This window comes from Salicibibacter cibarius (genome assembly GCF_016495725.1).
In the GTDB taxonomy this organism is placed as follows: domain Bacteria; phylum Bacillota; class Bacilli; order Bacillales; family Marinococcaceae; genus Salicibibacter; species Salicibibacter cibarius.
This window is the reverse complement of sequence record NZ_CP054705.1, coordinates 3269672-3294666: the sequence shown is the minus strand read 5'-3', so window position 1 is coordinate 3294666 and position 24995 is coordinate 3269672. Positions and strand designations below refer to the sequence as shown.

General features: G+C 44.5%; 23 protein-coding genes. 13 read left to right on the top strand and 10 right to left on the bottom strand.

The genetic code is table 11. The features are described from left to right. Positions 1 to 368 precede the first annotated feature (368 nt). A complete protein-coding gene (locus HUG15_RS16745) occupies positions 369 to 515 on the top strand; it encodes a hypothetical protein (RefSeq protein WP_200124182.1) in 147 nt (48 codons plus the stop codon). Here the strand turns inward: HUG15_RS16745 and HUG15_RS16740 are convergent. From HUG15_RS16740 to HUG15_RS16715, 6 genes are all read right to left on the bottom strand, one after another. Then, positions 512 to 1378 carry a YitT family protein gene (locus HUG15_RS16740; protein ID WP_200124181.1) on the bottom strand — a complete coding sequence of 289 codons (867 nt, stop codon included), beginning with the start codon at positions 1376 to 1378 and terminating at the stop codon, positions 512 to 514. The two genes, HUG15_RS16745 and HUG15_RS16740, sit on opposite strands and share 4 nt — an antisense overlap. Before the next feature lie 440 nt (positions 1379 to 1818). Further along, complete coding sequence (locus HUG15_RS16735; protein WP_200124180.1) at positions 1819 to 2700, bottom strand: metal ABC transporter permease; 882 nt, start codon at positions 2698 to 2700, stop codon at positions 1819 to 1821. Beyond that, positions 2701 to 3996, bottom strand: a complete 1296-nt coding sequence (locus tag HUG15_RS16730) for a metal ABC transporter permease (RefSeq protein WP_200124179.1) — start codon at positions 3994 to 3996, stop codon at positions 2701 to 2703. Further along, on the bottom strand, positions 3989 to 4744 hold the full coding sequence (locus HUG15_RS16725; RefSeq protein ID WP_200124178.1) for a metal ABC transporter ATP-binding protein: 756 nt from the start codon (positions 4742 to 4744) through the stop codon (positions 3989 to 3991). Before HUG15_RS16725 ends, HUG15_RS16730 begins: the two co-directional genes overlap by 8 nt. Before the next feature lie 92 nt (positions 4745 to 4836). Then, positions 4837 to 5808 carry a metal ABC transporter solute-binding protein, Zn/Mn family gene (locus HUG15_RS16720; protein ID WP_246516375.1) on the bottom strand — a complete coding sequence of 324 codons (972 nt, stop codon included), beginning with the start codon at positions 5806 to 5808 and terminating at the stop codon, positions 4837 to 4839. Between the two features lie 318 nt (positions 5809 to 6126). Beyond that, entirely contained in the window at positions 6127 to 6471 is a 345-nt protein-coding gene (locus tag HUG15_RS16715; RefSeq protein ID WP_200124177.1) for a hypothetical protein, read from the bottom strand. A gap of 102 nt (positions 6472 to 6573) precedes the next feature. Here HUG15_RS16715 and HUG15_RS16710 point away from each other — a divergent pair, with 102 nt between their 5' ends. The 5 genes from HUG15_RS16710 to HUG15_RS16690 all read left to right on the top strand — a co-directional run bounded on the left by HUG15_RS16710 (position 6574) and on the right by HUG15_RS16690 (position 10528). Beyond that, on the top strand, positions 6574 to 7176 hold the full coding sequence (locus HUG15_RS16710) for a DJ-1/PfpI family protein (protein WP_200124176.1): 603 nt from the start codon (positions 6574 to 6576) through the stop codon (positions 7174 to 7176). Positions 7177 to 7272: 96 nt separating this feature from the next. Further along, a complete protein-coding gene (locus tag HUG15_RS16705) occupies positions 7273 to 7884 on the top strand; it encodes a stage V sporulation protein AA (protein ID WP_200124175.1) in 612 nt (203 codons plus the stop codon). After that, positions 7881 to 8312, top strand: a complete 432-nt coding sequence (locus HUG15_RS16700) for a stage V sporulation protein AB (protein ID WP_200124174.1) — start codon at positions 7881 to 7883, stop codon at positions 8310 to 8312. The genes HUG15_RS16705 and HUG15_RS16700 overlap by 4 nt, the downstream gene beginning before the upstream one ends. Before the next feature lie 332 nt (positions 8313 to 8644). After that, positions 8645 to 9658, top strand: coding sequence for a permease (locus HUG15_RS16695; protein WP_200124173.1), 1014 nt, complete (start codon positions 8645 to 8647; stop codon positions 9656 to 9658). 18 nt (positions 9659 to 9676) lie between these two features. Next, positions 9677 to 10528 carry a TIGR03943 family putative permease subunit gene (locus HUG15_RS16690; RefSeq protein ID WP_200124172.1) on the top strand — a complete coding sequence of 284 codons (852 nt, stop codon included), beginning with the start codon at positions 9677 to 9679 and terminating at the stop codon, positions 10526 to 10528. Positions 10529 to 10977: 449 nt separating this feature from the next. Here HUG15_RS16690 and HUG15_RS16685 read toward each other — a convergent pair whose 3' ends face one another. Then, a complete protein-coding gene (locus tag HUG15_RS16685; RefSeq protein WP_200124171.1) occupies positions 10978 to 11988 on the bottom strand; it encodes a ZinT family metal-binding protein in 1011 nt (336 codons plus the stop codon). Positions 11989 to 12602: 614 nt separating this feature from the next. Here HUG15_RS16685 and rpsN point away from each other — a divergent pair. Beyond that, the gene (rpsN, locus tag HUG15_RS16680; protein WP_200124170.1) at positions 12603 to 12869 is read left to right on the top strand and encodes a 30S ribosomal protein S14; all 267 of its coding nucleotides are present in this window, start codon (positions 12603 to 12605) and stop codon (positions 12867 to 12869) included. 285 nt (positions 12870 to 13154) lie between these two features. Continuing rightward, positions 13155 to 14771, top strand: a complete 1617-nt coding sequence (locus tag HUG15_RS16675) for a metal ABC transporter solute-binding protein, Zn/Mn family (protein WP_200124169.1) — start codon at positions 13155 to 13157, stop codon at positions 14769 to 14771. A 1189-nt stretch (positions 14772 to 15960) separates the two neighbouring features. Here HUG15_RS16675 and HUG15_RS16670 read toward each other — a convergent pair. Genes HUG15_RS16670 through HUG15_RS16660 form a run of 3 tightly spaced genes read right to left on the bottom strand, consistent with a single transcriptional unit; the run spans position 15961 to position 18467 of the window. After that, the gene (locus HUG15_RS16670) at positions 15961 to 16932 is read right to left on the bottom strand and encodes a 2-hydroxyacid dehydrogenase (protein ID WP_200124168.1); all 972 of its coding nucleotides are present in this window, start codon (positions 16930 to 16932) and stop codon (positions 15961 to 15963) included. Positions 16933 to 16955: 23 nt separating this feature from the next. Then, on the bottom strand, positions 16956 to 17516 hold the full coding sequence (locus HUG15_RS16665) for a cysteine hydrolase family protein (RefSeq protein ID WP_200124167.1): 561 nt from the start codon (positions 17514 to 17516) through the stop codon (positions 16956 to 16958). 15 nt (positions 17517 to 17531) lie between these two features. Continuing rightward, entirely contained in the window at positions 17532 to 18467 is a 936-nt protein-coding gene (locus tag HUG15_RS16660; RefSeq protein ID WP_200124166.1) for an AEC family transporter, read from the bottom strand. A gap of 134 nt (positions 18468 to 18601) precedes the next feature. Between HUG15_RS16660 and HUG15_RS16655 the strand changes: the two genes are divergently transcribed. From HUG15_RS16655 to HUG15_RS16635, 5 genes are all read left to right on the top strand, one after another. Continuing rightward, complete coding sequence (locus HUG15_RS16655; protein WP_200124165.1) at positions 18602 to 19543, top strand: metal ABC transporter solute-binding protein, Zn/Mn family; 942 nt, start codon at positions 18602 to 18604, stop codon at positions 19541 to 19543. Positions 19544 to 19601: 58 nt separating this feature from the next. Continuing rightward, positions 19602 to 20102, top strand: coding sequence for a metallophosphoesterase family protein (locus HUG15_RS16650; protein ID WP_343073126.1), 501 nt, complete (start codon positions 19602 to 19604; stop codon positions 20100 to 20102). Between the two features lie 568 nt (positions 20103 to 20670). Next, positions 20671 to 22713 (top strand): thioredoxin domain-containing protein, encoded by a 2043-nt coding sequence (locus HUG15_RS16645; protein WP_200124164.1) that lies wholly within the window; start codon positions 20671 to 20673, stop codon positions 22711 to 22713. Between the two features lie 104 nt (positions 22714 to 22817). Continuing rightward, positions 22818 to 23375, top strand: coding sequence for a thiol-disulfide oxidoreductase ResA (resA, locus tag HUG15_RS16640; RefSeq protein WP_200124163.1), 558 nt, complete (start codon positions 22818 to 22820; stop codon positions 23373 to 23375). Between the two features lie 87 nt (positions 23376 to 23462). Continuing rightward, positions 23463 to 24764 carry an IS91 family transposase gene (locus HUG15_RS16635; RefSeq protein WP_200124162.1) on the top strand — a complete coding sequence of 434 codons (1302 nt, stop codon included), beginning with the start codon at positions 23463 to 23465 and terminating at the stop codon, positions 24762 to 24764. Positions 24765 to 24995 lie beyond the last annotated feature (231 nt).

Here is a 24995-nt window from a genome sequence, read left to right as displayed (position 1 = left end):
CTCACTCTTGAGGGATTACTTGAGGGTGTAACCCTCTCAGAAATAAGTAAGGACTGCTGAATAACGGAAAAAGATTGGCACATAAGCATTTTCCGTTGTTGTTGTCAAAACTAAATGCAAGGAAATCTGTTCTAAAAAAAAGAAAACCTTGTACTTTTGGAAATATACGGAGGGGTGACGCTGCAATGGCGAGACTCCAGCGGAAAAACGGACGCGTCAAGACCCCGCAGCACCGGTTTTGCGCGAGGAGGCTTGACCGTTCGTCCGCGGAAAGGCGAAGCCATGGAAGCGGCATCCCGGCTTCAGCTGATATATGCAAGTTGTTCAGCAATCCTAAGTAAAAGCGCCATCCCAAAAGGAGGGCGCCAATGATTACGCAAGTAATGCCTACAAGTGAGGCGGTTAAAAGTCTCCAAGTTGATAAATCCGAAAAAGACATTTACTTTCGCATTACTCAAAGCTTTACGATTTCATTTGTGATAAATAAATTCTTTATTGTGGCAATCGTGCCTTAGGTCGATTGATCGTCCTGTTCTTCCTCATTTATTTGAAACATATCTCCTGCAAAAAATGTACCTCCGGAAACATCTTTTACATTGCTAACAACGACAAAAGCTTCACTGTCTATATCATTAATCATGTTCCTCAAGTGGATGACCCTATGATTTTTTACAATAATATATAATATTTTTTGCTCTTTACTAGTGTATACGCCAGAACTATTAATGTACGTGGCACTGGATGCTAGATCTGTCGTTACTCTCCTAGCAATTTCTTCATTATGGACGGATATGATTTGGAAAGCTTTTTTAGCATCGAACCCATTTAATACATAATCCGTTGCTACTTTTGCAACAAACAAAGCAATGACCGTATACAACGTATTTAGTACACCGATAATGAAGATACCTGACGTAACGACTAGAATATCTAAAATAAAAGTGACTAACACGACATCCCAGCCAAATCTTTTCCTCAATATTAAAGCTACAGTCGATGACCCACCGTAAGAACCACCTGCGTGTAATATGAGTGCAAAACCAACCCCCATAAAAAGACCAAAAAAAATACCACCAATTAATGGATCACCGATTGGTTGTTGCCCAAGGTCTTCTGTCAAATAAGTCAGAAGAGATAATAGCGCGGTAGAAATGGCAGTTTTGATAACGACAATGCGGGATAAATATTTAATGCTGATGAGTGTTATAACGATAAATGATATAAATACGACGAGTGCTGGTGAAATACCTAAAGAAAAGTACAAAAGCAAGGATATACCAACATGGCCCCCATCAGCAATTTCATTAGGCATTGCAAATAACGTTATACTCAATGCCGATAATAATGTGCCAAAAAATAACAATACAAAATTTTTCAATTTTTATTTCCCTCCCTCTATGAAATATCGCGTGCATCTCAGCTTCTAGCCTTCACCCCAAAATCGAACTATTCACCGGAGACTTGTTAGTGGCGAAAATGCTGTGGGCAGAAAAGAGACAAGTGACAATATGATAACAGCAAATTAATGATCGAGTAAATAGCGCTGAACAATTCGATCAAAAAAGCGAGTGACATAAGCGCAAAATAATATGAAAAAATATAATAATCAGTTATAATGATTTATACGACGAAGAAAGTATATCTTTTAAACAGTCAAAAAGTCCGCATTGATTCGGTGAAAAATGCGGTTACACGCTTCTCTATTAAGGGTCTTGAAAAACACAATAAAGAGGGTATGCCTTGATAGTTGTGCTCATATCAGTGTATATACTGCCACTCGCGAGAAAAGAAACCTGAAATTCGTCATTCAGGTTTCAATTATACGTCATGTTTGATTCGTTTTTGCATCAATCGTTTGGCGATTATCCCATGTTGCGGAGCGAAAGTAAACGCTAATAAAAACAACAAGCCTGCCATAGCCGCCATCATTCCGGCAATGGAAGCATCCAACCAAGCAGCGATGTAATACCCTGAAAATGCAGCGAGCACGCCGATAACAGCGCTAAGAACAAACATCATACTTAGACGTTCCGTCAGCAAATACGCGGTTGCGCCCGGTGTGATTAACATGGCAACGACGAGGATGGCGCCAACCGCATCAAAAGCGGCTACCGCCGTGAGCGATGTCATCCCCATGAGCAGATAGTGCAGAAGGCCGACGGGAAGCCCAATCGCAGCTGCCAGTTCAGGGTCAAAGGTGCTTACCTTGAATTCTTTATAAAAGAGAACCAGCAGGATCACGTCGATGACGAGAACAATGCCTAGCATCCATACCGCCTGGGGAATCCCTTCAATGCCGAACCAGTTGACCGTCTCCCAGGGAATAAATGCAATTTCCCCCATGATGGTGTGTTCCACGTCAATGTGAACATTGTCTGCAAACATGGATACGAGGATTACCCCGATAGCAAACAAAAATGTAAATACGATACCGATCGAGGCATCGGATTGTACGCCTGCAGAATTGAGCATCTGCACAAACACGGTTGTGAGCAAGCCGACAATCGCTGCCCCGATGAACATTGTCCACCCATCCAACGATTGGGTAATAAGAAAAGCAGAAATAATTCCCAGTAATACCGTGTGGCTAATGGCATCGGATAGCATCGCCAACTTCCGCAAAATAAGCAAGACGCCCATGATCCCACAGGTGACGCCTACAAGCGAGGCAGTTAAAAGAATCCAAAATGTATAACTCATTTAAAGGCGCCCTCCTTCTTGTTGGGTCATCTGCATTAATTTGGGTTCCAAATGATGCTCTTGCAATAACACGTGCAGTCGCTCACGCTCTTTCTCAGGGAGGGATAGGAAATCCCAGTTCCTTTTTTCCATTTGAAGATTGGCGAAGCGTGTTTCGTGCATGGAATACATTTGCATATAACGATTGTTGAGGGTAACGTTATGCGCCGTTTCTCTCCCGGATGTTGTTAATGCATACCCATCTCCCGTCACATCAATTTTCCCGGATCGTTTTAATTCGTTTAGTGTTTTCTGGAACCTTCGTTCGGATAACGGACGCAATGCTTGGATTTCTTCCCGAGTGAAAGCCTTGAACGCCCCGGATGTTTGATGCCGCTTTTCAGCGAGTTCATAGAGGCTTTGTAAAATTTGCCCTCTAGCCGTTTGCTTGCGCAATTGCTGCAAACGGTAAGCTTTAACAACCAATCCTTTTTTTGGAGCAATGATCAGGGAAACAAAAAATACTATACAAGCAGCAACAATTATAAGCGGCCCTGTAGGCATACCGGAAATCGGCGCCGAAATCATTGTGCCCAAAATACCGGAAATGGCACCGAAAAAGCCTGACAAAATGACCATGAAGTCCAACCGATCTGTCCAATAGCGAGCGGTAATCGCAGGTGCAATCAGCATCGCGACCATCAAAACGACACCTACCGCTTGGAGGCCGATGACGACAGCCGCCACGATCATCGTCATTAAAAGACCATTGAGGACAGCAGTAGGCAAACCAATGCCCTGTGCGAACTCCCGATCAAAAACAAGCAATTTCAGTTCTTTAAAAAGTAAAATAGTAATTATGATCAAAACGACGGCGACTGAAGAAATAACACGGACATCTAAGCTCGTCATCGCGGCTGCCTGCCCAAAAATAAATTGATTTAAACCGGCTTGACCTCCGATGGGAAGATTGTTAATAAAGGTGAGGAGAACGATGCCGACACCGAAAAAAACAGATAAAACCAAACCGATGGCCGCATCTGTTTTCAGGCGTGTATAATAGACGATTGTTTGAATGCAATACGTCCCCAAATAAGCCGTCAATCCTGCTCCCAACAACAAGGCGCCCATCATTTTTTCACCGACGATGAGAAATGCGATGCAAATGCCGGGGAGGGCAGCGTGACTCATGGCGTCACTGACCAAGCTTTGCCGGCGCAACAGCGCGAAACTTCCGAGCACTCCACTGGCGATTCCGAGCGTGGCGGTCGCGAAGAGCACCCATTGGACATTCGGGTAAGAGAGTATTTCAAGCAAGTGTGGTCACTCCCTGTTCTTCTTCCTGGTCGAGGAGTGTTAATTTGCCGCCATATGTTTTTTGCAAAAGATCTTTTTTAAACGTTTCCGCCGTTGGCCCGAAAGCGATTTTCCGGACATTTAGCAGCATGATCCAGTCAAAATAGTCCCGGACGGTTTGCAAATCATGATGAACGACGAGAACGGTTTTCCCTTGGTCTTTTAGCTCGCTTAATAGCTGGATAATCGCTTTCTCCGTAGCGGCATCTACGCCGACAAACGGTTCATCCATAAAATAGACTTGCGCGTTTTGCGCGAGTGCGCGGGCGAGAAACACACGCTGTTGCTGGCCACCCGACAACTGGCTGATTTGCCGGTTTGCGTACTGATCCATGCCGACTTTTTCAAGACAGGACATGGCTTCTCTACGGTCCTTCTTTTTTACTCTGCGAAACATACCGATCTGCCCATATCGCCCCATGAGCACGACGTCGAGAGCATTCGTCGGAAAATCCCAGTCGACCGAACCCCTTTGCGGAACATAACCGACCTTTTGCCGTTGCTTACGGTAGGCTTTTCCATAAATGTTTACTTCACCGGAGGCCTTTGGCACAAGACCGAGAATCGACTTCAACAATGTTGATTTTCCCGCTCCATTGGGACCGATGATGCCGATAAGTTTGCCTTCCGGTGCCTCAAAATTAATACTTTGGAGGACCGGTTTGCGGTGATAGGCAACGGTAACGTTCGTTGCAGTTATTGGATTCATGATGTTACGTTCCTCCTTCGAATAATTAATGGTCTCAGAAAATAGGCGGGGGGAAGCGGACCTCGAACGCTTCCCTCCCCGCTATCATTCACTTATTCCAAGGCTTCCACGATTTGATTGACATTCGCTTCGTACATCCCGACATACGTACCCTCTTCAGTGTCGGGTTCTCCCATCGCATCGGAATAAAGCGCACCGCCGTTTTCAACCTCGTGTCCTTGTTCTTGCGCACCTTCGATGACAGCGTCAACGGCACTATCGTCAACACTCGTTTCGGAAAAAAGCGCGTTAACATCCCGTTCAATCATTTCATCAATAACATCCTGCACATCGCTTAGCCCGACCTCGGCCTCTGTACTAATGCCTTGCAGACCCATCACTTCCATGCCTACGGCGTCACCGAAGTATTGGAATGCGTCATGGGCGGTCACAAGCACGCGGCTTTCTTCGTCAATATCTTCGACCCGATCTTGAGCCCATTCTTGCAGTCCATCGAGTTCATCGATATACGCTTCTGCGTTTGCTCGATAGTCATCCGCATTTTCAGGATCGGCCTCTGCTAAACCATCTGCGACCCCTTCAACCGCCGCATCAGCCCAAATTTCAGGGTCAAACCAAATGTGTGGATCAGGCGTTCCGGCTTCTTCTTCATCCTCTAGAATATCTTCGTCCGGAACATTTTCCCCCAATTCGTACACCGGTTGATCATTCGCCATTTGTTCCAACATATCCGCCATTTGTTCTTCCAAGTTCAATCCATTCCAAAAAATAACATCCGCTTCATCCAGCGTTTCTACGTCTCCCTGGGAAGCTTCATAATCGTGCGGGTCAATGCCGGGTCCCATTAACCCGGTGTTGTCTACGTGTTCCCCGCCGACATTTTCCACGATATCACTGATTTGGCTAGTCGTCGATGTCACTTGGATGGGACCATCCCCCGTGGTTTCTTCTTCCCCTTCCGCGGAATCGTCTCCCTCCGCAGTCGATTCTTCATCGCTACAAGCGGCTAGCAACACCCCCATGCTTGTAAATGCAGATAAAAAGATAACAGTTGGCTTCTTCAATTTCCACTCCCCATTTCTTCTATGTTTTGCAAGCTGAGCACGAGAGTAAAGCAAAAAATTTCTTTAGGACAAACAATTTTGCATAAGCAATAAATGTTTCCTCTGTGCAACTTATAGTTACATGGTATTCCCGGGAGAATGATTTGTCAATAAAAAATAATCGATTTGTATAAATTTCATCGTGCATCTAAAGAGAAAGTTTCCCTAAGGAAAAATAATTGTTTACAACCAAATCATTATCCGTTATACTATTAATGGGTGAATACTTCTCCAATTGATGGATCTTGAGAAAAGGGGTCATGGCCATATCCTCTTTTCTCATTTTCCTTTTACAACCCAAAATCCAATTAGAATGATTCCAATCCCCAGTCCTGTTCGCCAAGTGGGGATTTCTTTAAGGAAGAGATAACCAATTAATACACTTGCTAAAATTTCCAAACCTTTTGAGACAATGAGCGCAAACGTGAGATGATGAAAACTGTTTGTTAAAAATTTAACACCGTATCCAATCATCAATATGGAACTAAGCAACAAGGGAAGTATTTTCACGTAGTACCATAGAGTTGAAAGAAAATGAGCATCAATGTGTTTGGAATGATAAGCATAAACGCCATTAATAATCAGTAAACCCCCAATCATCAATAAAACAGAAACGGCGACCATCAGCACACACTCCTATGTCGTTTATTTGAATTTTGCCCATGTGCAAAAAAATTATGCTTTGCGAGAGGGATGCTATAATAACGATCAAAGGTGTGATTTTAGATGACAATAAGAAAAGTAGGCATTTTTCTTTATGATTATGTAGATAGTTTAGATTTTGTCGGTCTTGCAGAAGTGTTATCTTTCACTTCATACAATAAAGGTGATCAAGTTGAGATATTCACTATTACAGAGTTTGGACAACGAATAAGAACTCATTCAGGAGTAAAAATCATGCCTGATTTTAGCATTGTTAATGCTCCTGAAATAGATATTCTCATCATTCCAAGGGGGCCTTTGAAGGCGGTTCAATCTGTGGCTAAGAATCAAAAGGTAAAAGATTGGATTATTAAACACAAAAATAGTGACTATATATGTTCTGTTTGCACTGGCACGTATATCTTGGGAGCAACTGGATTGCTGGATGGAAAAAAGGCAACAACGCATCATCTTGCTGTGAAAGACCTACAAGCAAAGTATCCTCATATTCAGGTTTTATCGGTCAGCAAAGTCGTTCATACTCATAATCTTATATCCTCTGCCGGCGTTTCTTCCGGAATAAACATGGCAATGTATCTTGTAGAACAAATTTTTGGAAAGCCTACAGCTGAAAGAACGGCCCATACCCTCCTGGATTGGAAGAAAACACTTTTTCTGCCAATGTAGGAGGTTTTTTTACGAACACGTAAATACGCATAGTCCGACACTAATGTACACATTCTACATATATGGTCGCATATCGCAGACTTGGAGGAAGGATAAATGGAGAGGCTTATATACATACGTTTATACCCACGGGTAAAGGTTAATCCTGATCAATCCGTCTATTTACAAGATATCGCACAATATATTCTTCCCTCCAACGAGCCGGGGGAACTATTGGAGACGCCAATCTATACAGTGTCCGAAAATGATGGGAGAGTTGCCACCATTGACTCTCTGCAAGTGATTCGTTTTATTAAAAAAATGTTTCCGGAAATGAATGTTGAAAGCCTTGGTGAAAATCATACGATATTGGAAATTGTGTCATCTTCAAAATCTCCCACTTTCATGCGTGTCAGTTTTGTTTGGTTATTGTTGTTTTTCGGCTCGGGCTTAGCCATTATGCATTTTCATGAAGACGTTAATATGTCGGCCGTTCACAAAAAAATGTTTTTCATGCTGACAGGGCAAGAAGATGAGTATCCCTTAATACTCCAGATTCCGTATTCACTTGGGATTGGTTTAGGGATGATACTATTTTTCAACCGCGTATTTAAAAAGAAATTCAATGAAGAACCGAGCCCATTGGAAGTCGAGATGTTTAATTACCAGCAAAATTTAGATGAATATACCGTGATGGATAAGCAGCAGGAGGACAAAAAAGACGAATGAATGTGCTCGATGCAATTTTTATTATTGTTTCCGGATTCTCCGAAGGTTTAATTATAGGGGCAGGGTTGGTTGCTTTTTTGACGATTTTAGGCGTTATTCAACGTTTGACGCAATTAACGAGAACACAAGCTTATGTTCATGCTTATCAATGGGCTGTTATCCTTGGATCTTTTATTTTCACCGTTTTTGGACAGTGGAATATTCATTTCTCTTTGCCGCTGTTGAGCACCATCATCACTGGAATTTTCTCGGGCATGTTCGTAGGCGCGCTTGCAGCTGCATTGACGGAAGTCCTTAATGTGCTTCCTGTTTTGGCAAAAAGGACAGGCCTCGTTGATCGCATTATGTGGCTCTTATTCGCAGTCATTTTTGGGAAGGTGACGGGGTCTTTGTTCCAATGGATCATTTTCAGTCCATTTCCGTATTGAGCATCATTATGATTTCAAACAAGCAGGTCACTTAAACATTTTCCTTAAGGAAAGAAAATTGTTTATAGGAAACTTATTGTGAATTATACTCAAGTTATCCCCTTATTTTAAAGCCACCTGTCTCAGGTGGCTTTTTAGCACTATCAGAATGTATAAATTGTTCGGATGATAGTATAAGAAATAACGTTGACTTTCGCTATCCTTGGCGACAAGTCAACGTTTTCTAATGTGCTCTGCAGTTCTATGTTTTTTCGCTAAACCGAAAAGTCATACCTTCCGATCATTTTTCATAGTATCTATTAAAATTCAAAAAAGACGAGGGCTAATATTCTATGAAAAAACAACATGGGGGCACGTTTCTAAAAGATTCGCTAGGCATACTCATCCTCTTTTTATTTTTTGCCGCGCTCATTTTTGCAGAGCCCTTTCAAGCACTTGAGGAAGTTCAAGCTATTCCCGCGTCTTGGTTACAGGTACACTCTATTTTTATAAGCATCGTTTTAGAAGCGTTTCCTTTTTTACTTATGGGTGTCCTTTTTTCTTCCATTGTCCAAGTGTTCGTTAAGGAAGATTGGATTCATCGAGTATTGCCAAGATCACCAATGATCGCGCTATTTCCTGCAACAATGGTGGGCATTCTTCTTCCCATCTGTGAATGCGCTGTTGTTCCGGTTGTACGAAGATTAATTAGTAAAGGATTGCCGTTACATCTTGGTGTCGTCATTATGATGTCGATGCCAATCTTAAATCCTATTGTGGGCGCCTCTACGTTTTTCGCGTTTCAAAACAATCTATCGATTTTATACTGGCGTATGGGGTTGGCGCTCGTTCTTTCCATCCTTATCGGGGGCATCGTTTATCGTTTGTTAAAAAATCAGCAACCTTTAAGATCCCACCCATCTGTCCATCACGCTTGTTGTCAACATGACCATGGCCATTCCCAACACCGATTATCCCAAGGGTTGTATCATGCTGTCGATGAGTTTTTTATGATCGGAAAATACTTTATTATCGGAGCTTTTATTGCTTCGGTTTTTCAAACATTCTTTGATCGTCAATTGCTTTTTTCTATTGGGGATGATGCGGTTGCTTCAACAATTGCCATGATGGGCTTAGCCTATCTTCTGTCTCTATGCGCGGAAGCGGATGCTTTTGTGGCTGCATCTTTTGGGTCTACGTTTACCAATGGATCCTTGCTTGCTTTCTTGGTTTACGGTCCGATGATTGATTTGAAAAATACCATCATGATGATTGCTTTGTTTAAAACACGCGTGGTTTTTGTCGTCATTGGTACAACAACCGTCATTGTCTTCACTGCAATTATGATCTTACAACCTTTTCTTTAATGAAGGAGAAAGAATGCTATGGTTAAAAATATCGATGTAACTTTTCACATTTTTTTTCGCGGCGTCATTATGTTAGGGTTTGCTATATTGTTGCTCTCGTTATTGCTGTCGGACACTATCTATGTCTATATCGCGCCAAGCATGGTTGGATTTAGCTATTTGACGACCGTCATATTTTTTGTCCTTGGGCTTTTTCAAATTTTTAGAAGTGCCAACTCCCAAGATGTTCATTCGCATGACGAGGACCATCATATTCCTGCGCGAACGAGTATTAATATTGTCGTGTATAGTTTATTCCTTATCCCAATTTTTGCCGGTATATTGCTGCCATCGGCAACGCTCAATAGTGAAATTGTTGCAAATCGGGGTACACAAACCATTGAACCTTCCTCGCAAGAAGAAAACAGCTCGACCAGTGATTCGAATTCAGCTGTGATTAGTGAACAAGAAGTCAGGCAAGAGCAAGGGGAAGATATGGCAGAAAAATTGGCAGAGCAAACAGAGATTGTGTTAGACGATGAAAACTATGTCGACGTCATGCGAGGGATTGGGCAAGGCGGCGAGCGCCTTCATGGTAAAGACATGGATTTTACCGGATTTGTTTATAAGGATCCTGCCATGAATGACGATGAATTTCTTGTCGCTCGTTTTGCGATTACATGCTGTTTGGCAGATGCCGTTGTATACGCTTTTCACGTAAGTGCAGAAGACGCCCAACTGTATGAAATGGATTCTTGGGTTCGCGTAAAAGGAGAATTAGCGAATAACGAGAATGGTGAAGGCTCCGATCCTTATGTAAAAGCTGCTGAGATTGAGGAAATTCCTGAGCCTGATCAACCCTATGTGTACGACGAGTTCGATTTTTTCTGAACGGCTAGGTTTTAGGATAAACAGTTAGCGCTAATGAAGGCGAATGAGTAAAGCAAAACCCCTTTTCCAACTTGTGCGGCAAAGCACTAGAGATCGTTTTTGAAAATCAGCACGGTATTTCACGCATAAATTTTTCCTTCAGGTTATTATCATTAGAGCAGGATTTCTTATGGTGGGAAGGGCCATTAAAGCATTCGACTTACTTATGGGGGGGATGGGAGCTTTACAGAAGGTAGGCGAAAAACGGAAAGAAAAAATTATTAAACATTTAAGTAGAACACTTATATAAGTTTGTTTCTGGTTCAAATGGGGAAGGAGAAACACATTAGATGATAGATCAAACATACACACAATCATAAACATATATGAGAAAGCTCCCCTATAAAGGGAAGCTTTCTTTCGTGAGTGGCAGCACATATGCTAATAACTCTTTTCATTATCTCATTGGATTAGTGCAGAAGCAGATCATCTACGATCTGATCGACGCTCCAATCTACAGGGTAGTAGGTTGGCCAATGGTCAACTTCATCCAGAAGCTCGTCTCTGTCATCTCCCCAATAGATGTGGAAATGGGAAGAAGGCTGTGGCGCGATGATATGGTCGCTAAACTGGATATTCTGTGGTGCTTCATCGTCTCCTTCATCCAATTCGAAGATGTAGCGAACACCACGGTTGCCTGCTTCATATTCCAGGATTTCGTAACCATCATAGTCATAGGTTCCCGAATATGTTGCATCGTCGTCATGGAATGTAAACTCTCCATCTTCTGTTATTTCGATGTTATCTACACTCGTGGCATAACCTGTTTCATAATATGCCTCGTAATCTTCAAATGACATATCGTCACTTTCTTCAGCTCTATGTTCAAATACTTCGTCAAGGTCACCTTCTTCAAAATAAGGATAGACAGACTTCCACTCTCCTGCCCAGTCAGAAATATCCCTGTCTTCAACATCTTCATCATCGAAGTATCCTTCATAGACATCGCCATCATGGTCATCAATGATGACGGTAACAGGTTCGGTTTCACTGATGGCTTCATGATCATCATCGTATAATGTCGCTTTTATCTGCTGCTGGTCTACCGCTTCAGCTTCGAATGTATCTCCATCGCCGCCGTCAGCCTCTTCCCATTCACCTTCATCTCCGCCTCGGACATACCAGTGCCAATGGCCATCGCCTTCATCTTCTTCAGTTGTTGCCGTAAGTTCCACTGTATCACCAGTGTGGTAATGGTCTATGAATCCTTCAATTTCGGCATCGCCTGCTTCTGCATTTTCTTCGGACTCATGGTTATGATCGTGGTCGTGCTCCTCTTCTTCGGTTGCCTCCTCATCTTCTGTGGCTGTCTCCTCTTCCGCCACTTCGGTATCTTCCTCGTCTGCAGCAGAATCCTGGCATGCTGCAAGCATCAGGGCCACAGATACGATTCCTGCGCTTCTGAGTAGTTTTTTACTCATACAAGTTCACTCCTTTTTTATGTAAATCGTAATAATTACGCTTTGTATATTACCATCATATTCGAAGAAAAACAATAGGGAAGTTATATAAATTTTGAGATGATACGCCTCATAACGGTTACACATGAATCTCATAATTTTATTACCAGGGATGGAATCAAACCGGCTGACTTTAAAAAAGCGGCTCATGAAGATTTAAGAAAGTCCTACGGTATCCGTTCAAGAGAATCGGGGGTGTGGATATTGCACATGCTACCGCTTCTTTACTGATTCAAACGGAGGACGGTCAAAGTTATGAAACCAACTATTTCTTTGCAGAGGATCTGGATTTGGAGATGAATGATATAGGGAATTAAAGCCGATCCCTATGGCCGTACAAATGTTAATTAAGAGAGTTTATGCAAGCTGAGACAATGCAACTGGCCCTTCTCAGCTTGTTATTGCTGCCAGTGAAGGCAGTAAAGCCGCGATCAGTATGATTATCAACCATGTGGAAGAAATATTTTGAATAAAAAAGATTAGGATATAAGTTTTTTTCCATTTGACAATGGGAAAAAGTTGCTTTAATCTTAGATCGTAATCATTACGTTTTAAAATTGAAAGGGTGACGATGAATGGCAAAAAAATCGAAGATCGTGAAAGAGCAAAAACGAGAACAACTTGTTGCACAGTATGCGGAGCTTCGCAGAAAGCTGAAGGAAGAAGGGGATTATAAAGCCTTGCGAAAACTCCCGCGCGATTCATCGCCAACTCGGTTGACAAGCCGGTGCCAAATTACGGGGCGTCCGCGTGGCGTGTTGCGAAAATATAAAATGTCCCGTATTGCTTTTCGTGAGTACGCACATAAAGGACAGATCCCGGGCGTTAAGAAAGCAAGTTGATAAATGATCAAAAGAAAACATTGCATTGCATTGCATGTAGCAAGAGGTCTTCTGCTTGCAGACCGAAAATTTATCCGTATCCGCAACATTGTGTGATTTGGAAGGTTTCATACCGAAATGGGGGATATTCTAGTTTATTGGCGGATGGAGAAACGAAACATGCATAAAAAAGTGATGATTATTGGAGCAAGATGGAGGGGTGGTTTGATGAAAATCGAAAATCGCATGAGAAAAAAGCGGACCAGTAATTAAGTGTAAAGGATTGAAACTGGAGGAGGAAGCCTTATGAAGCCTTATGTATACGTAACATTTTTAGTGTTGGGATTGATGCTTGTCGGTTGTCAAGCTGAAGAAACAGAGGAAGAGAGTGAACCCGAAGAAAATGCTGAGGATACGCTTTCCATTTACACTTCCCTTTATGTACTGGAAGATTTTGCAGAAAAAATTGGTGGGGAATTTGTGGAGGCAGAAAGTGTCTATCCACCGAATGCAGATGCGCATACTTATGAGCCTTCTTCTAATGATATGGTACAAATTGCTGAATCAGATGCCTTTATTTATTCTGGTTTAACAGGGATGGAACCGTTCGCGGATACGGTGGACGATGCACTTGCTGACGAGGATGCTCACATCATTCCGGCCGCAGAAAACATCGATTTACGTGGAGATGGCCACGATGATGGGGAAGATGATGCGCATGGAAACGATGACGATCACCAATCGTCGGAAGGTGTGGAGGTTGAAGGGTTAGCTGATCATTACCATACGGGAGATGATGTTTCGCTTACTGCTGAATTGAATGAAGACGTAGATTATGACCACTGGCACTGGTATTCCCGTGATGGTGAAGATGAAGAATGGGAGGAGGTATCGGACCAAGATACCGAAGAATATGAAGCCCCGGCGGAAGATGGCCAAGAGCTGATGGCCGTATTGTATGATGATGACCACGAAGCTTATGCCCAATCTGCGCCGGTGATCATTGAAATCGATGATCATGATGACGGGAATAGCAACGAAGAGGACCATGATCACGGCCATGAAGAAGACGATGACGACAATGGGAATGGCCACGATCAGCAAGCATCGGAAGGTGTAGAGATTGAAGGATTACTTGATCATTACCATACGGGAGATGATGTTTCATTAACTGCCGAGTTGAATGAAGACGTAGATTATGACCACTGGCACTGGTATTCCCGCGATGGTGAGGATGGTGAATGGGAGGCGGTGTCGGACCAAGATACCGAAAAATATGAAGCCCCGGCCGAAGACGGTCAAGAGCTGATGGCCGTATTGTACGATGATGACCATGAAGCTTATGCCCAATCGGCGCCAGTGACCATTGAGATCGATGATCATGACGGGGAAGGCGGCGATGGTGACCCGCATATTTTCCTCGACCCTGTACGAAGTATTGAACTGGCGGAAAACATTAAAGATGAGTTGGTTGAATTATTGCCAGAGGAAGAAGCATATTTTGAAGAGAATTTTGAGCAGTTGAGCGCAGGCTTAGAAGACGTCGATCAAGAACTGCAACGCGTCTTTGATGAAGCCGATCGTAATCAAATCATTGTCTCACACGCTGCATATGGCTATTGGGAAGAAAGGTACGGGCTTGAGCAGCTGAGCGTTCACGGTCTTTCTTCTACCGAAGAGCCTTCACAATCAGATTTGGCTGAATTAGTCAATACTGCTGAAGAGAATGACTTGGGATATGTTATCTTTGAAAATAATGTGAGCAGTAACATAACCGAAGTGATCCAAAATGAAATTGGAGCGGAAAGTTTGATCATGCGAAATATGGAAAGCATCTCTGAAGACGACCTTGAAGCAGGTGAAGATTACTTCAGTATGATGGAAATGAACATTGAAACATTGGAAATTGCATTAAATAATTAATGAAGAAGTGGAGAATCGCAAGTCTGTTTATCAATTGATTTAGGAAGAAATAGAGCGTGCATTATTGCACGCTCTTTTCAGTTCGATGATTAGATGAATGAAGATCACGCGGGACGGACGTCTATAGTGCAGAGGGCTTGTATTAGTCGGTCATTCAGCATCGGAGGCGGGCACCTAAAATAGAAAATGGATGTGTAGAAGACTTCCCTACACAGGTTTAACCCCAAATTTAGCCGTTTTTACTAGTGGCTCTTCAAGCCAGTCCCTCAAACAGAGGAAAAGCGGATTGAAAGGGATTACAACTCTGACCTAATTCCTCAAACGAAGGGAAGCCTGGGGGATAAACCAAATCGAATCCTTATCCTAGTGCAGGACGGCTGAAATAAGCGATCCCCATCGTTGTTGTGCGCCAAATTTAGGAAACGTGCCAGATCCCCACCCAGTGGTTGCGATACCAAAAATAGAAGCGCGTTTAATATTAGCCCTCGCGAAGAGAACGTCCGAAATCCCTTTTATGAGACCACTAGAAGGAAGATCACCCCAATTAGAGGTGCCATGAATGAGTCATGGAACCACTCGAAGGTTAAATAATCCAATCAGGGGTGCCATGAACGAGTTATGACACCTCTAAAAGCAATAATATCCTAATCAGAGGTGTCATGAGTGAGTCATTTGGAACAACCGGAAGGTAAAAATCATCAAGTGTGAGGAAATTCAGCCATAATCCACTAGTGCAGAGTGGCTGAATCTCTTGATCACACCAATCAAGATTGATTCGTTCCGACCTATTGGCATTCTACTGTCGATTTTCGAAGGTCAACTTATCCACGACACTAGCTTTGGTTCCCTAATTCGAGCTTTTAAAAGCTGTTAGGTTGCCAACGAAAGCTTTTGACGACCTAACGCCGGTAAGCGAAAGCCGTTCGGTTATCAAAGACGACTTTTGACGCCGTAACTCCGAAAGTCAGACGTCTTTCGGTCGCCAACAGACAGTCTCACGCGTGGCCGGCAGCGGTGTGATCATTTAATTCAACTCTTCTGCACTAGTGTCTTTGTCCCAAAAAACTTGACTTATCGCCAAGGATGGCGAAAGTCAAAGTCTTTCTTATCCGACCATCCGAGCAATTGATACTTTCTGATAGTGTAAATAAAGCAAGCATCGTTTATTTTTGCTTAAGTAAATTTTTCCCTACCGCAACTCTTTAACCACGTCTTTCGGCGTCTTTCCGTAAGCGCCTTGGACCATGTTTTCGGCGGCTCGCATCATCATGGATTCATCTGTGTTTCGAGTAGCGGATCCGATGTGCGGCGTTAACGTCACATTGCGCAAAGACAGCAGTGGGTGATCGCTCGGAAGCGGTTCTTTTTCAAAAACATCGAGTGCGGCACTGAAGATCGTTTCATTTTTTAAAGCTTGGACAACCGCGTCTTCATCAACGACCGGCCCTCGCGCCCCGTTGATCAGAACCGCACTGGATTTCATTAACTCGAGTTCACGTTGGCCGATTAATTGATAGGTATCGTCCGTTAAAGGAACGATAAGCACGACGAAATCGGCTTGCTTCAAGAGCTCGTCCAATTCGAGACGAACGGCATCGTATTTTTCCTCCATTTCCGGTTTCCGGGACCGGTTGTAATAACGAATGGCCATGTCAAAGCCAAACCGTGCCCGCTTTGCGATTTTTTCACCGATTCTCCCCATGCCGATGATCCCGAGCGTGCGCTGATGAATGTCATAGCCATAAAAAGCGCTGTCCGGTTCCTCGCCCCAATGTCCCCCTTTCACATACTCGTGGAGTTCGGCAATCCTGCGTCCGCCGGATAAAACGAGCCCGAAAATCAAGTCAGCGACCGTTTCATCGAGAACATGGGGCGTATGGGTGCCATAAACGTTGTGCTTCTTTAGTGCAGCCGTGTCATAGCGGTTATACCCAACAGAGACCGTGCTTACAACCTTGAGCTTCTCTGTGTCCGCGAGCAACGCTTCGTCGACGTCATATCCTGTTAGAATGGCGCCATCGGCGCTTTTTAATTCTTCTTTTAATTGACCTTTGGGTATCTTCTCGTTTGCTTCATTCCAGATTTTATACTCGCAATGTTCGGCGATATAAGCTTCTACTTTTGATGGAATAGGGTGTGCAATGTAAACGTATGGTTTCATTTTGATCCTCGCTTTCTATGGTGTTAACCTGTGACAACATTCGCACCAAGGCAATGTTTAAAGTGGCCGAGTGCCCATGTGTGCCCATCGGCGTTGAAACTTTGCACAGCATCTTCATGGATCGTCAGTGTAAACCCGCGATTATAGGCATCGACGGCGGTGTGCAAAATACAGATGTCCGTGCACACGCCGACGAGATGGAGGTGGGTAATGCCTCTTTCCTGCAATTGCAGTTCCAAAGGTGTGCCGGTGAATGCACTGTAACGGGTTTTATCCAACCAGTGGATATGATCCGGCCATTCCGCACCGAGTTTTTCGATAAACGTTTGGACCTGTCCATATTGGTCGCGTCCGCTCGTTCCACGGATGTTGTGGGGTGGAAACAATTCGGTCTCAGGATGATAAGGATCATTTTCATCATGCACATCGACGGCAAAGAAAATCTCTTTTTCCTGCTGATGGAACTGCTCCAAAATGGATGTTACCATCCCCTCTATGTTTTGACCTGGCTCCCCGCATGTTAATTTTCCTTCCGGTGCCACGAAATCATTCGTATAATCAATGACAATTAATGCTTCACGCATAAATACTCCTCCTCGTTAAGATAGAAAATTGGCATAGACGGCAATAATCGGAATGGTGATCAGGCAAAGGATCGTTGAATAGATGATTGTCATCACCGATTCATTTTCATGATCCGTGTACCGTGAAAAAAGAACGGTTGCCAAGGTGAACGTCGGCAAGGGCACAAGGATAATGAACAATTGTTTCAAGAAATCATCCACCGGCAAAAAAGCGATGATGGTAATGCTAATGATCGGAATGATGAGCAGACGCATGGATAATGGAAACCAAAGCTCCGGAAATACAAATTTTTGTCCTTTTTTAAAAAAAGGAGGCAACAAAAAGCCGATGTATAGCATCGAGAGTGGCGCCGAAAGGCTGGACAACATCTCGGTCAAGTCTTGGAGGATGATAGGGGCATCCAGGCCGCTAATTGCAAATAGTCCACCGACGACCAAGGCGATTAATGGAGTGTTAAGCAACGCTTTTAATTGCCGGAAGTCAAAGCGTCCATAGGATTGCAGCATGAAAATCCCGAGCGAAAAAATAAGTAAATCAAGCCCCGCATTAAATACGGATGCGAGCAATCCGCCGGTCGGACCGAAAATGGTGAAACTAAGCGGGATGCCGATAAATCCGGTGTTGCCGAACGCGGAAAGAATCGCGAGTTTTTTTGCCCAGGACGATGGAAAGCGAAACATGCGGCCGATCCAAAAAGCAAAAAAAACGGCACCTGCATGTAAAATAATCGAAAAAATAAAGATCATAACCGCTTGCTGCATGATTTGTTCGGATATGTCCGTGTTAAAGATGCCGTTTAAAATAATGGCCGGTACAGCGATATTAATGATAATGCCCATGAAAAGCTGCTTCGTATTGTCCGTGATTGGAAAGCGAAAAGCGACGGCTGCCCCAAGCACAATGATAAGCGCCATTGTTACAATCGCGAGCGTGACGGTTGCTACATCCATAAATTGAGCCCTTTCCGGTTCTTTGCTTATTCCAAGTATACTAGATGACCGGAAAAATGTAGAGAGGCATTGACATACAAGATACGATCCTCTAACCTTAAATCGTAACAATTACATTTATTAGGATGTTAAGGATGCGAAAATTATTTGTTTTGATGATGAGTTCCGGCATTGCGCTTGCCGGTTGTCAAGAAGGAGAAAGCTCGGATAACGAAAGGGATGGGGACCCGTTAGAAATTCATACAACTGTTTTTGCTTTGGAAGACTTTGCGTCTAAAATTGGCGGCGATGAAGTGGAAGCAGAAAGCATCTATCCTCCGAATGCAGACGCCCATTCTTTTGAACCGACAGCCAATGAGTTGATTGAACTCGCGGAAAGCGATGCCTTTATCCATTCCGGCGTGGGCATGGAAGGTTTTGTCGAAACAGCAGAAGAGATGCTTGCTGATGAGGATGTGGATATGATCCCGGCGGGGGAGGGTGTTGAACTTATTGACAACGACCACGACCACGGCCATGACCACGATCATGAACACGACGCTGAGCACGGAGACGGCGACCCGCATATTTTTATTGATCCGATCCGTAGTATAGATGTTGCGGAAAATATTAAGGATACACTTATCGCGTTGCGACCTGAGCAGGAAGCCTATTTTACGGAAAACTATGAAGCGCTTCGAGATGATTTGGAAGCACTCGATCAAACGTTGGAATCGACGTTTGCAGAGGCTGAGCGCGATCAGATCATTGTCTCCCATGCCGCTTATGGTTACTGGGAAGATCGCTATGAATTGGAGCAATTGAGTGTTCTCGGGCTTTCTTCAAACGAAGAGCCTTCCCAGGCAGAGCTTGCCGAAATCGTCGAGATCGCGGAAGAGGACGACATCGGTTACGTAGTTTTCGAAAATAACGTAAGCAGCACAGTGACCGAAGTGATTCAAGAGGAAATCGGCGCGGAAAGCCTGATTCTTCGTAACATGGAATCCGTCTCTGAAGAAGACATGGCAAATGGCGAAGATTATTTTAGTATGATGGAGATGAACATCGACACGTTGGAGACGGCGTTGAATGAATGAGGGGAAGCTCTGGAGTTAGGAACATCGTTCCCGCATAACAACTTGAAGCGAGGTGTTTATGTTGAAAGTCATCGTCGTTTCGGATACGCATATGAAAGGAAAGGTCCCAAAGTTACCGTTCAGGCTTAGACAGGAACTGGAGGATGTTGATTTTATTATTCATGCAGGAGACTGGTCGACCTTGGGCGTGTACGATGCGCTTGCCGCTTATGCCCCGGTGGAAGGAGTACATGGCAATATCGATGACGATGGGGTCCGTGTACGTTTTCCGGCTAAGCAGGTCCTCGAACTGAACGGATACAGCATTGGCATCGTGCACGGGCATGGACACGGAAATTCGACTGAAAGACGGGCGGTTGAGGCATTTTCGGAACAGGATGTTAACATCATCATTTTTGGCCATTCCCACATTCCGTCGCTAAGGTATTTCAAGAAACAGTTGCTCATCAACCCCGGCTCCCCAACGGATAAACGAGCCAATCCGTTTTATTCCTATGCGAGTCTTGAGTTGGGAGCGGAGAGTAGGGTAGCGCATGTTTTTTACAGCACCGCTGACTGAAAGGCAGAGGTACTCGAAATCCCGACTGACCAGCAATGATAAATTGATAGTATAATGATTTCATTATATACTATGCTTAGAAATAGGTATCGAACAGAAATAATTGTCCGGTACCGGCAACTACAATCCGGCTCCATAAAGAGCGGTTGACCACTAAGATGTTCAATCCTAAGAAGTAATCGCTACCATGGTCGGGGGCGGTTACTTCTTCTTTTTGTTTAGAAGACGACAATGGATACAATGAGTGTTATAGTCGCCTGTGCGACTAAACTTATTGCTTCGAATGCCGTCATCCAACCACCTCCCCCTTCCTCATTAGACGATTGTAGCACGGCAAAAAGCGATTGTACGTTCGTGTTGAAAATTATTAAAAGGTTTACGTGAATGCTGTTAAAATGAGAATTCGCTCCTACTTGAATGCGGGGGCTTATTTTCTAATACGGCCGGCAAGATATTCCTTCGTAAATTCAATAGTAGTTGAAGATGTCCGCATATCCCATGGCGTATTTTGTTTTTATACGTAGGCAATAAGGGTACAACGGATGATAAAGGAGAAAGGTGTGATACGATGTTTGCTCAAGAAAACCCGAACACGCTGATCCATGCGAAATCTCCCTATTTGCTTCAACATGCTTATAACCCTGTTGATTGGCATGAATGGGGGGAAGAAGCATTTGCGAAAGCAAAAGCGGAAAATAAACCGGTTTTTTTGTCCATCGGCTACAGTACCTGCCATTGGTGCCATGTTATGGCCCACGAATCGTTTGAAGACGAGGAAGTAGCGGCGTTGCTTAATCGCGATTATGTTTCCATCAAAGTCGACCGGGAAGAACGGCCGGACGTTGATTCCATTTATATGGATGCTTGCCAGGCGATGAACGGCCACGGAGGTTGGCCACTCACCGCGTTTTTAACGCCTGACCAAGCCCCGTTCTACGTGGCGACGTACATGCCGAAACAAAGCATGCAACAAATGCCGGGGATGCTCGATGCGTTGCCGCAGCTCGCCGAACAGTATCAAAAGAACCGGGACCGGATTACGGATATTGGCGATCGGGTGAAGCTAGCGCTGGCCGAGGGGATGCAAGCAGATCCGGAAGACATCGGCGTGCATACCCTCGAAAATGCATACAACCAATTGAAAGAGCAATTCGACCAAACGTATGGCGGGCTGGAAGGGGAGCCTAAATTCCCGATGCCGCAACATATTCTCTACCTTCTTCGCTATGCAACTTGGGCGAATGATTCCAATTCGCTGGAAATGGCGGAAAGGACGCTAAAGCAAATGCGCGACGGTGGCATCTACGATCATATCGGCGGCGGCTTCGCTCGCTATTCCGTTGATCATCGTTGGCTCGTTCCACACTTTGAGAAAATGCTCTACGACAACGGGTTGTTGGCGATCGCCTACACGGAAGGGTATCAGGTAACCGGCGCTGCGTCATACAAACAGACGGCAAAAGAAATCCTGGATTATGTTTCGCGCGGGATGCGCGCTGAGAATGGTGGCTTTTACTCAGCGGAAGATGCCGATTCGGAAGGGGAAGAAGGAAAATTTTACGTTTGGACGAAAGCGGAAATCATGGGCGTTCTTGGTGACGAGGACGGCGCGTTATTTTGTGATGTGTATGGCATTAGCGACATGGGAAATTTTGAAGGAAAAAACATTCCTAATCAAATCGATGCCGATTTGCAAAAAATAGCATCGAAACACGGCGTGTCGCTTGAAACGTTGGACCACCGATTGCATGCAAGCCGCGCCAAGCTGTTTCACGTCCGTGAACGTCGAGTGCATCCGCATAAGGACGATAAAATTTTAACAAGCTGGAATGCTTTCATGATCGCCGCATACGCAAAAGCGGGAGCGACATTTAACGAGTCTGTTTACATTGACCTTGCAAAAGAAGCCTATCGGTTTTTGACATCGGAGCTATTCAAGGAAGGTCGCCTTATGGTTCGCTATCGTGACGGAGAAGTAAAGGAAAAAGGCTTCATCGATGACTACGCCAACCTATTGTGGGGAAGTTTGGAACTGTATGATGCGACTTATGAAGGGGAATATTTGCAACAGGCCAGTTATCTGGCACAGGAGATGAAGCGGCTTTTTCAGGCCGAGAGCGGCGGTTTTTATTTCACGGGCACAGATGCAGAAACCCTCCTTACACGCCCGTCATCATGGTCGGACGGAGCCGCGCCTGCCGGCAATTCGGTGGCTGCCGTGCAATTGTTGCGTTTGGCGGAAATCACGGCTGACCAGTCTTTTTTCAATGACGTGCATGAACTTTTGCAAACAACAAGTTGGCGCTTAGAGCGTTATCCGATCGGGCATCTTCATTTATTGCAGGCGTTGCTTATGCATGAATGGCGCGGGAAAACACTCGTTATTGTTACCAATGGCGATGGTTTGGAAGATGATCCCGTGATCCGGCATTTAAGAACGTCCTTCACCCCTCATATCCAGCCACTCGTGATCAGGGAAGGCGAGAAGGATGCGCCGGCATTTGCTAAGGATTTCACGGCGATAGATGGAAAAAACACGTATTATCTTTGTGAAAATTTCGCTTGTCAGCGCCCGACAACGAATGGGGAAGGATTGCTTAATAGTTTGTAGACGCGGCTTTTGACAATTATCCAACAGTGGTGTGTCACACTTGCGTTACGCCCTGAGCTTGTGAGATCCTTTATAATAAGTAAAATTTGCGTTGAGGTGGGAACATGGATAAACAGGAAAGGTATAAAAGAAAACGCCGCCGACTATTGATGCGTACGGCGATATTGCTCACACTTACCGCCGGGGTTTTTTATGTGTTTTACACGAATTTTATTCAAGCAGAACCGAGTATGGTTTCCGAAGGGGAACAGGCGCCAAACTTTGCGTTAATGGACATGGATGGCGAGAGGGTGGAACTTGCCGATTATGAAGGTGAGGGCGTGTTTCTGAATTTCTGGGGAACGTACTGCCCGCCATGTGAAGAGGAAATGCCTTACATGGAAGATCAGTACCAAGCATACGCAGATGAAGATGTGGAAATCTTGGCTGTCAATGTTGGTGAGTCCGAATTAACGATTGATCGTTTTGCCCAGCGCCATCAATTGAATTTTCCGATCCTGATGGATGAAAACCGCAATGTGCTCGACCAATACGGCGTCGGGGAACTTCCCGCCACCTATTTGATTGACGAAGACGGCGAAGTTCAGCATATTCGAACCGGCGGAATGAGCGAACAACACGTCGAAGATTTTATGGCTCAAATTGATCCGGCTGCTTCATAAAAAGAAGCAGTCGCTCTTTTTTGTTTAAAGATAAGAAAGTATAAATTTTGGCTCCCTCTATGCCGGGGAATGTGTTAGGGTGTAGATATGGAACCTAATATTCTTCGACGTATATTCTTTGACCACCATCATCATTGGGAACAATTTGTCGAAAAACACGGGGATCGCATCCGCCCTGTTGTCCATAAAGAAGTGGAAAAATTCCGGGATTGTGGGAATCCCGAGAACGGATTCAAGCTCTTTGTATGCGAAGGCTGCCACGAGACTCGAAAAGTCCCCTATCGCTGTAAAGGGCGATTTTGTACGACCTGTTCGATTGGAGAAAGCGAGGAATGGAGTCGTCTGCTCATGGAAGACGTGTTCCAGGTCAACCATCGGCATGTGATTCTGACGATCGATGAGGGATTAAGAGAAGTGTTTCTGCTCCACCGGGAATTATTGAAAACGTTGATGGATGAAGGCGCACGGTTGCTCAAAGAATATTTCGAGAAGAAGAAAAAAGTGACCCCGGGGATCATTGTGGGGTTACATACCTTTGGCTCCCAAGTCAATTTCAACCCCCACATTCACATGCTGGTGACAATGGGCGGGATGACAAAGAAAGGGGCATGGAAAACGTATGATTTTCTCCCCTTCCAGATGCTTCGCAAACAATGGCAAGCCGTTGTTTTGAAGCTGATTCGCAAGCATTTATCCGGAAAAGACAAGAAACGCGTGCAAGCGCGCCTCCAACAAGCGTTCTCCAAAAACGGAGAAGGCTTCTATATCTATGCCCCTAAACAACGGGGAAAGGTGCAAGACCAACTCCGATATATTGGCCGTTATATGCGTCGACCGGCGATTGGGATCAATCGGATCGAGGCCTATGACGGACAAATGGTGACGTTTAAGTACCATGACAAAGTAGATGGGAAAGAGAAACATGTGAGCGTGAGTGCCGAGGAGTTCATCCGTCGGCTCATTCGCCATATTCCAGATGAACAGTTTAAAACGATCCGTCATTATGGGCTGTACTCGAGAAGAACGAAGAACGTGAGTAAAAAGGTACTAGCGGCGTGGCAAAAAACGAAGAAGACGTGGATCACCCAGGTCAAGCGCACCTTGGGCCGCCAAACCTGGAGAGAACGGGTTATAGCCAGCGGACATAAGGATCCTCTGCGGTGTCCCAAATGTGATAACTACTTTGAGTATAAGGGAGAAGTCTGTCTTGAGAACGGGCGATTAGTGGTTAAAGTCGCCTTGGGTGAAACGGCCAGAAGCTATTTGGAAAGGGAGATCGGTCATGTCCCCCGTATCGAAACACCGAAAAAAGAAACAAAAAAAGAAGAAGAAACCACCGACGAATCAGCATCCCAAGACCGTCAACTTTGTTTGTTTACAGTGTCATGAACACGAAGCGATCCCTTACACGGTCGTTCGTGATTTTGATCACATGGACCCTGGCGATCCAAGCGTGCCGCCGATGTTTGCCTGCCAACAATGTGAAGGGGAGATGTATCCGGAGTATTATAAAGGCGTTCATGGTTATGAGTACCGGCTATCGGACAGGCAGTGATCATGACAAGGACCTAGCTTGGGCGGTTTTCCCAAGCTAGGTTTTTCTAATGTTAAGCCGAAGGA